Origin of the sequence: Streptomyces milbemycinicus, assembly GCF_002154605.1 — a bacterium.
GTDB classification, from domain to species: Bacteria; Actinomycetota; Actinomycetes; order Streptomycetales; family Streptomycetaceae; genus Streptomyces; species Streptomyces milbemycinicus.
Genome location: NZ_MUNE01000341.1, coordinates 1 through 8,368, shown reverse-complemented (window position 1 = coordinate 8,368; position 8,368 = coordinate 1). Strand labels below are relative to the sequence as shown.

The following is an 8,368-nucleotide window of genomic DNA, read 5'->3' as shown; positions in this document are numbered from 1 at the left end:
CGGCGGACAGCTGGTCGGCGGACAGCCGGTCGGTGGCGCGCAGCACCAGGCCGAGGTCGGCCGCCACGGCGGCGACCAGGGCGAGCAGCCGGGCGGCGGCGGACAACGCCGCCACCTGCTCGCCGAAGAGCCGGGCGCCGCCGGGGAGCGGATCGGGCAGAGGTTCGCGCCCAGCGAGCTGCGCGGGCGTCAGGCGGGCGGCGATCTCGCCCAGGGCGAGCGGGTTCGCGCGGGTCAGCGTGACGATTTCCTGTGCCACTCCGGGCGGCACACCGTGGCGGGACTCCAGCATCTCGACCGCCGCGGCCCCGGGCAGTCCGGGCACGTCCACCGTCAGCGGCACACCCTTGACCGGAGCGTCCCCGCGCACGGCGAACAGCATCGCGATCCGTTCCGTCCCCAGCCGTCTGGCGGCGAACAGCAGCGCGTCGGCCGAGGCCGGGTCGACCCACTGGAAGTCGTCGACCACGCAGATCAGCCCGTCCGGCGCGGAGGCCTCGGCCAGCAGCGAGAGCACGCCGGCGGCCAGCAGGTACCGATCGCCGTCACCGCCCGCGGCAAGCCCCAGGGCCGCGCGCACAGCGTCGCACTGCGGCTCCGGCAGCGCGTCGAGCGAGCCGGTCACCGGCCACAGCACCTGGTGCAGCGCCGCGAACGCCAGGTCGGACTCGGGCTCGACGCCGGTGGTCCGCAGCACGCGCATCGAGCCGCCTCGCGCGGTCGCCGCGTCGAGCAGGGCGGTCTTGCCCGCGCCCGCCTCGCCCCGCAACACCACCGCACCGCCGGAGCCGTCGCGAGCCCGCGCGATCACCTCGTCGAGCGTGCCGATTTCCGCCGATCTTCCGTAGAGCACGAAGCTCACTCTAGGAGCCCTGCCACGCGGCGCCCGCCCGCTTCGCGCCGTGCTATTCGCCACGAACCTCCGTCAGCGCTTGCGTCCGGGCCGGGCGGGCGTGTTGGGATGGAGTGATGCGATCCCCCGTGCGCATGTTCCTGCCCCTGTCCCGCCAATCTCCCCAGAGCGTCACCCCGGATCCGCACCGCAAGGTTCACCGGGGGCTCGCCCGCATACCGCGCACCACCAAGGTGGCCATCGGGGTTCTGCTGGGCGCCATGCTGCTGGTGCTCGTGGACCGCTGCGCCGTGATGTACGCCGAGAAGCGGGCGGAGCGGACGCTGCAGCACAAGCTCGGACTTGCGGCGGCGCCCAAGGTGAACATCCACGGGTTTCCGTTTCTCACCCAGGTGCTGGGCAAGCACCTGGACGGGGTGGACGTCACCGTCCCCGACGTGGCGGCCGGCCGGGTGACGCTCGCCCGGGTACGGGCCGAGGCCGCGGACATTCGCCTGTTCGGAGATCTGCCGCTGCCCCTCGACGGGGCCAAGGCGGCCCAGGTGGACGGGGACGTACTGCTGGCCTTCGACGATCTGAACCGCGAACTGGGCGCCTCGCAGGTGACGTTCCGGGTGCTCGACCGCGCATCGGTGCGCGCGGAGGGCGTGTTGCCGGTGGCCGGGCGGCAGGCGCGTATCCACGCCGTGGCGCATATACGGCGGGACGGCGACCGCGGGGTCGCCACCAGCGTCAGCGATATGCGGCTCGACGTCCCCGGCATCGCCACCTACCGGCCAGGACGGCCCGCCCGGCTGCGGCTGCACCCGGAGGCCGCGGAACGGATCAGCCGCGACAAGAAGAAGACGCGGGCGCTGCTCGCGGTGGAGTCCGTGGCGCGGCAGCTCGGGGTCGCGCCCGAGGCCGCGGAACAGGCGCTGTGGGACGACAAGCAGCTGCGCCGGATCACCAAGCGGCCGGGCTTCACGGACCGGCTGACCCAGGCCAACCTCGTGGACCTGGTCGCCGACCGCCCCGAGACGCTGGAGCAGGTCGGCGTCGACCCCGTACTGGCCCGGGCCCTGGTGCGGCTGCGGGCCCAGGATCTGACGGAGCGGGTCGCGTTCTCCTTCCAGCTGCCCAAGCAGGTCAAGGGACTGCGGCTGCGGAACATCACCGTCGAGCGCGAGGGCATCCGGGCCGATCTGACGGGCGCCGGGCTGGCGGTGGGCGCCGGCCGGCACTCGGGCGGCTGAGCCCCCATGAGGGAAGCTCATAATTTCCTTAACCAGGTCTCATCGAATTTGGCTTTCCGTTTCCGAATTCCTCGGTAGTGTCTTTCTCGTTGCACCGAACAGGCGCAGCGAAAGCAGAAGAAAGAGGAATTGAAATGAGCTTCAAGAAGGTCGCCCCGCTGCCCAAGCCCAAGCACTCGCGCAAGCCGCTCCCCAAGCCGCTGCCGAAGCCGAAGAAGGGCCCGAAGAAGCCTCCGCGCCGTCCGATCGAGCACTGAGCGCAGACGGGGCAGACCTGAGACAGGTCACGGAAGGGGGCCGGTGGCACACGCCACCGGCCCCCTTCGGCATGCCCGCACGGCCCCTGCGCGCGTGGACGCAGCCGCCGGTGCCCGCGGTTCCAAAAAGTTCCTGAGAATTCCCTCATACGGGTCTTGGCAAACACACAGGCTCCTCTGACCTCGCTCACGGAAACCCCTCCTAATGTTTTCCGTGTCGAAGCCGAACGGCGAGACATCGGAAAGAAAAACCCGAAAGGAAATCACCATGAGCATTCGCAAGGTCGTTCCGGTCAAGCCCGCCCGCAAGCCCGAGGAGAAGAAGAACCAGCACCCGAAGCCGGCGTGCAAGAAGCACAAGAAGCCCCAGCACCATCGCCCGATCGGTGGCTGACCCACATACCGGAGGCGGGCCCGCGGCACTGTGCCACGGGCCCGCCTCGGCCATGTCCGGGCCCGGCAGCGGCCCCGGCAGCCGGCCGACGCCAGGAGCGGAAGAGACAGTGACCTCGAGAGTGCCCCCAGTACCACCACGCCCTCCAGTACCCCCACAGCCAACAGCGATCACAGCGCCCACCGGCCCCAACGACCCGCCGACGATGCGGCTGCGGGCGATCGGCGCCGAGCCCGCCCCCGGCCGCGGGCGCCACCGGCGCCCCGGGCGGCCCCGCCCGTACGGCCGCCACCAGCCGTCGGGCGCCCAGCGCCCCCTGACCGAGTACGCGGATCACGACGAGCCGTACGCATACGAGGGCGGCGCGGGCGAGGAGGAGCGGGAGGAGCGGACCACCCCGCAGCTGCCCGCGCGCGTGGCCTTCCGCCGTTTCTGGCCGCTGACCCGGGGCGACCGCCGCTGGCTGGTGCTGATCTGCGTCTGTGTGGTCGTCGCCGCGCTCGCCGAGACGGCCGCGATCCTGCTGTTCTCCAATCTGACGGACCACGCCCTCCAGGAGGGCTCGCTCAGCGCGTTCTGGTCCCCCGCCGGGCAGTGGTTCGCCGTGGCGGTCCTGGGCGCGGCGGTCGGGTACACGGGCAACTCGCTCGCGGTGTGGACCGCCGAGCGCTTCGTACTGCGCCTGCGCGCCCGCGTCTTCGGCCATGTCCAGGACCTGCCGCCGCACTTCTTCCAGCGCCACCGCCAGGGCGACCTGGTCGAACGCCTCACCGGGGACGTCGAGGCCATCGAGCAGATGGTGGTCTCCGGCGTCGTGGGCACCGTATCCGCCCTGTTCAGCACGGTCTTCTTCGCCACCGCCGCCTTCTGGCTGCGCTGGGACCTGGCGCTGGCCACCTTCGTACTGGCGCCGCTGTTCTGGCTGGCCGCCCGGCGCTTCTCCGGCCGGATCAAGGCCGTCGCACGGGAGGAGCGCGTCGCCGACGGCGCGATCACCTCGGTGGTCGAGGAGTCGCTGGGCAACATCGTGCTCACCCAGGCCTACAACCGGAAGGCCGCCGAGGAGAAGCGGCTGCGCCGCGAGGCGCGCGCCTGGATGCGCGCGTCGGTGGCCGGGGCGCGGATGAGCGAGCTGTACGAGCAGCTGGTCGAGGTCATCGAGACGCTGTGCGTCCTCGCCGTCATCGGGCTCGGCGCCTGGGAGATCTCCCAGGACCGGATGACCATCGGCCAACTCCTCGCCTTCGCGGCCTTCCTCGGCTACCTCTACCCGCCGATCCGCAACCTCGGGCAGCTCGGCCTCACCCTCACCGCCGCGACCGCGGGCGCCGAACGGCTGCTGGACATCCTCGACGCCGAACCCGCCGTCGCCGACCCGCCGCCGGGGGCGGCCGTCGCGCCTTGGCGGGTGCACGGCTCGGTGGAGTTCGCCCGGGTCGGCTTCCGCTACCCGGGCGCCCGGAAACGCACCCTGGCCCAGGTCTCACTCACGGCCGGGCCCGGAGAGTTCGTGCTGATCACCGGCGAGAGCGGGGCGGGCAAGTCGACCGTCTCCAAGCTGCTGCTGCGCTTCTACGACCCGGCCGAGGGCTCCGTACGCCTGGACGGGGTGCCGCTGCACGCCATGCCGCTGGCCTTCCTCCGCGAGAACGTCACCCTCCTGCCGCAGGAAACGCTCATCCTGCACGACACCATCCGCGAGAACATCGCCTGCGGACGGCCGGGGGCCACGGACCACGAGATCGTCCAGGCGGCCCGGGACGCGGCGGCCCACGACTTCATCACCGCCCTCCCCGAGGGCTACGACACCCCCATCGATCCGCACACCGCGCAGCTGTCCGGCGGCCAGCTGCAGCGCGTGGCCATCGCCCGCGCGATGCTGCGGAACGCGCCCGTCCTCGTCCTGGACGAGCCCACCACCGGGCTCGACGCGCTGTCCGCGCGGCGGGTGGTCAGGCCGCTGAGGCGGCTGATGTCCGGCCGTACGACGATCATGATCACGCACGATCTGAACCTGGCGCCGGACGCCGACCGGATCCTCGTCCTCGACCACGGGCGGGTGGTCGAGACCGGGACACACCGCGAACTGCTGGCCCTGGGCGGGACGTACGCGCGGCTGCACGGCTCGCAGAACGACACGGGGCTCACGGAGCCCCGCCAGGCCTAGGGCTGTGTGTTCAAGGACTGTGTGTTCAAAAGGACTGTGTGTTCAAAGGGGGGCGTCCGGCCGCTTGCGGCAGAGCGCCCCCCTTCGACGGCAGCCCCTAGTCGCCCACCAGGGCGCGCAGCACATAGCCCACCCCGCGCACCGTGTGCAGCAGCCGAGGCTCGCCGCCCGCCTCCGTCTTCCGCCGCAGATACATCACATACACATCCAGCGTGTTGGACGTGGGCTCGAAGTCGAACCCCCACACATCGCGCAGGATCGCCGCCCGGGTCAGCACCTCACGGGGGCGGGAGAGGAACAGCTTCAGCAGCGCGTACTCGGTCTTCGTCAGATCCAGCCGCCGACCGGCCCGGGTGGCCTGGCGGGTGTGCGAGTCCAGCGTCACGTCCTCAAAGGACAGCCGGGCGGCGGGCTCGGGCAAAGTGGGCAGCCCCGCTCCCGCCGGTACGGCGGGCACGGCGGGGCGGTGCGCGCCGCGGCGCAGCAGGGCGCGCACCCGGGCCAGAAGTTCCTCACCCACGTACGGCTTCGTCAGATAGTCGTCGGCGCCGTTGTCGAGGCCGACGATCCGGTCGCCTATCGAGTCCCGCGCGGTGACCATCATGATCGGTACGGTGTCGCCGCCGGACCGGATCCGGCGGGCGGCCGCAAGGCCGTCAAGGCCGGGCATCATCACATCGAGCAGCACCAGATCGGGCGGCCCCTGTTCGCTCCGGGCCGGGTGTCGCAGACGGGTCAGCGCCTCCAGGCCGTCCTGGGCCGTGTCGACCTCGTATCCCTCGAACCTCAGGGTTCTGCCGAGCGCTTCGCGCACCGCGGGATCGTCGTCCACGACCAGAATCCGGGCTGTCTCATGCATGGGCTCCAACCTCGCGTCCGAGCCTGTGAGCATGCTGAGTCGAGCGTGTACTCCCGCTGAGAGGTCAGTCGAGCTCCGGTGGCGGCGTGGGTGCGCCCGGGAGCCGGAGCCAGGCCAGCGTGCCGCCGCCCGGCGCGGGCTGCAGCCCGACCTGGCCGCCGGACTGCTGGACCGTGCGGGCCACGATGGACAGGCCGAGGCCGGAACCGGGCATGGCACGGGCTGATGGCGAGCGCCAGAACCGTTCGAAGACATGCGGCAGCTCGTCGTCGGGAATGCCGGGGCCATGGTCGCGGACCGTGAACTGGCCGTCTCTGAGCACGACCTCGACCACACCACCCGAAGGGCTGAACTTCACCGCGTTGTCGAGCAGATTGACCAGCGTCCGCTCCAGCGCCGCCGCCTCCCCCCGTACATACCAGGGCCCCAGCGAGGCGTCGATCGTGAGGTCGGCGCCGCGCAGCCGGGCCCGTTCCAGCGCGGCCGCCGCCACCTCGTGCAACGCGACCACCTGAAGCGGCCCGGTGCCGGGCAGCGCGTCCGGCCGGGACAGCTCCTGGAGATCGCCGATCAGCGCGGCCAGCTCGGTCATCTGCGCCTTGACGCTGGCCATCAGCGCCTTGCGGTCGGCGGGCGGCAGCGGCCGGCCGGTCTCCTCGCTGCGCGCGAGCAGTTCGATGTTGGTACGCAGCGAGGTGAGCGGCGTACGCAGCTCATGGCCGGCGTCGGCGATCAGCTGCTGCTGCCGTTCGCGGGAGGAGGCGAGGGCGGCCGTCATGGAGTTGAAGGAGCGGGAAAGCCGGGCGATCTCGTCGTCGCCCTCGGCGGGGATGCGTACGGCCAGGTCCTCCGTACGGGCCACATGCTCGACCGCCTCGGTCAGCCGGTCCACGGGTTTGAGCCCGGTCCTGGCGATCCACAGACCGGCGGCCCCGGCGCCGATGACCCCGACACCCGTGACCAGGAGCATGACCAGTGCCAGCGTGTCGAGGGGGTCGGTCACCTCGTCGAGGGGGCGGGAGACGGACACGGTCAGCCTGCCGGGACCGGTGCTGGTGCGGACCGGCATCTCCGCGGTGTAGACGCGGACGGCCCGGCCGGTCGTGGTCGTGCCGTCGCGCGTGACCTCCCGCTGCCGGCCGCCCGCGACCGCGGTGTCCGCGTCCGTCACCTTCACCGCTGTCGAGCCGATGACGCACCGGTCGCCGTTCTCCCGGACGAACTGCAGGCCCGCGGGGTCGGGGCCCAGGCGGTCGTCGGTCTGCGGCTTGTCCGAACAGGGCAGGCCGATCAGGCGCTGGATACGGTCCGGGGACACGCTGTCGCGCAGCTTCTGGTCCAGCGCGCCGGTCAGCTCCTGCCGGGTGAGGAACCAGCACGCGAAGGCCGCCGCCGCCACCGCGACCGCCACCGCCACCGCGGTCAGCAGCGCCAGCCGCGAGCGGAGCGGCAGCCTGCGGAAGCGGTTCGTCACGGCGTGCCGCCCTCGGCGGCACGCAGCACATAGCCGACGCCGCGCACGGTGTGCACCAGCCGGGGCTCGCCGCCCGCCTCGGTCTTGCGGCGCAGATACATCACGTACACGTCCAGCGAGTTGGACGTGGGCTCGAAGTCGAAGCCCCAGACGGCCTTGAGTATCTGTTCGCGGGTGAGGACCTGGCGCGGATGCGCGAGGAACATCTCCAGCAGCGTGAACTCGGTGCGGGTCAGCTCGACCCGGCGCCCGCCCCGGTTCACCTCGCGGGTGGCGAGGTTCATCCGCAGATCGGCGAAGGTCAGCTCGTCGGCGCCGGTCTCCGCGACGGCCCCCGCGGCGGCCGCGTACGAGCTGCGGCGCAGCAGGGCCCGGATCCGGGCCAGCAGCTCGTCCAGCTCGAACGGCTTGACGAGGTAGTCGTCGGCGCCCGCGTCGAGCCCGGTGACCCGGTCGCCGACCGTGTCGCGCGCGGTGAGCATCAGCACGGGCACGGTCACACCGGTGGCGCGCAGCCGCCGGGCGGCGGTCAGCCCGTCCATCCGGGGCATCAGCACATCGAGCACGATCAGCTCGGGGTCGTACGCGCCGACCTTCTCCAGCGCGTCGAGCCCGTCCAGGGCCGTCTCGGTCAGATAGCCCTCGAAGGCGAGGCTGCGCTGCAGGGCCTCGCGGACGGCCGGCTCGTCGTCGACGATCAGGATGCGGGCGGGCTGGTCGCCGTGCTCGGCGGGGCTCATGGCTCGGGTTCCTCACTCGGAGTCGGCGTGGCGCGCCGACGAAAGGCGGCGATGGCGGGGCGGTGGATCCGCTGCCTTCAGCCTCGCACGGGCGGACGGGCACGGGCCTGATCATCCCAGGCGGCGGGCCGGTCGGCGGTGATCACTGTGACCGGTCAGCGGTCAGCGGTCACCGCTCAGCTGTTGCTGGTGCCGCCGCTGCTGTCGCTGCCGCCGTTGCGCAGATTGTCGAGGTCGGCCTTGACGGTGTCGACGGGGATGGAGAAGCCCAGGCCGATGCTGCCCGCGCTGCTGGAGCTCTGCTGCGCGGCGGACGAGTACATCGCGGAGTTGATCCCGATGATCTGGCCCCTCATGTTGATGAGCGCGCCGCCGGAGTTGCCGGGGTT

At 71.9% G+C, this 8,368-nt stretch carries 9 protein-coding genes; 4 read left to right on the top strand and 5 right to left on the bottom strand.

What is annotated here, in order from left to right; all coding sequences use genetic code 11:
• Window positions 1-853 (bottom strand): ATP-binding protein (locus tag CCN51_RS26655; protein ID WP_143675899.1); only part of this gene is annotated, 853 nt, incomplete at its 3' end.
• Window positions 854-969: 116 nt separating this feature from the next.
• On the opposite strand from CCN51_RS26655, the gene CCN51_RS26650 reads away from it, so the two are divergent.
• From CCN51_RS26650 to CCN51_RS26645, 4 genes are all read left to right on the top strand, one after another.
• On the top strand, window positions 970-2,088 hold the full coding sequence (locus tag CCN51_RS26650; protein ID WP_238545404.1) for an LmeA family phospholipid-binding protein: 1,119 nt from the start codon (window positions 970-972) through the stop codon (window positions 2,086-2,088).
• A 134-nt stretch (window positions 2,089-2,222) separates the two neighbouring features.
• On the top strand, window positions 2,223-2,345 hold the full coding sequence (locus CCN51_RS59345) for a hypothetical protein (RefSeq protein ID WP_014177631.1): 123 nt from the start codon (window positions 2,223-2,225) through the stop codon (window positions 2,343-2,345).
• A 268-nt stretch (window positions 2,346-2,613) separates the two neighbouring features.
• A complete protein-coding gene (locus CCN51_RS59340; RefSeq protein ID WP_014177632.1) occupies window positions 2,614-2,739 on the top strand; it encodes a hypothetical protein in 126 nt (41 codons plus the stop codon).
• A gap of 205 nt (window positions 2,740-2,944) precedes the next feature.
• Complete coding sequence (locus CCN51_RS26645) at window positions 2,945-4,906, top strand: ABC transporter ATP-binding protein (RefSeq protein WP_014177633.1); 1,962 nt, start codon at window positions 2,945-2,947, stop codon at window positions 4,904-4,906.
• 97 nt (window positions 4,907-5,003) lie between these two features.
• On the opposite strand, the gene CCN51_RS26640 is transcribed toward CCN51_RS26645, so the two are convergent.
• From CCN51_RS26640 to CCN51_RS26625, 4 genes are all read right to left on the bottom strand, one after another.
• On the bottom strand, window positions 5,004-5,765 hold the full coding sequence (locus CCN51_RS26640; RefSeq protein ID WP_086860160.1) for a response regulator transcription factor: 762 nt from the start codon (window positions 5,763-5,765) through the stop codon (window positions 5,004-5,006).
• 64 nt (window positions 5,766-5,829) lie between these two features.
• Window positions 5,830-7,239, bottom strand: a complete 1,410-nt coding sequence (locus CCN51_RS26635) for a sensor histidine kinase (RefSeq protein ID WP_014177634.1) — start codon at window positions 7,237-7,239, stop codon at window positions 5,830-5,832.
• Complete coding sequence (locus CCN51_RS26630; protein WP_014177635.1) at window positions 7,236-7,979, bottom strand: response regulator transcription factor; 744 nt, start codon at window positions 7,977-7,979, stop codon at window positions 7,236-7,238. Before CCN51_RS26630 ends, CCN51_RS26635 begins: the two co-directional genes overlap by 4 nt.
• Window positions 7,980-8,155: 176 nt before the next feature.
• Window positions 8,156-8,368 (bottom strand): trypsin-like serine protease (locus tag CCN51_RS26625; RefSeq protein WP_143675898.1); only part of this gene is annotated, 213 nt, incomplete at its 5' end.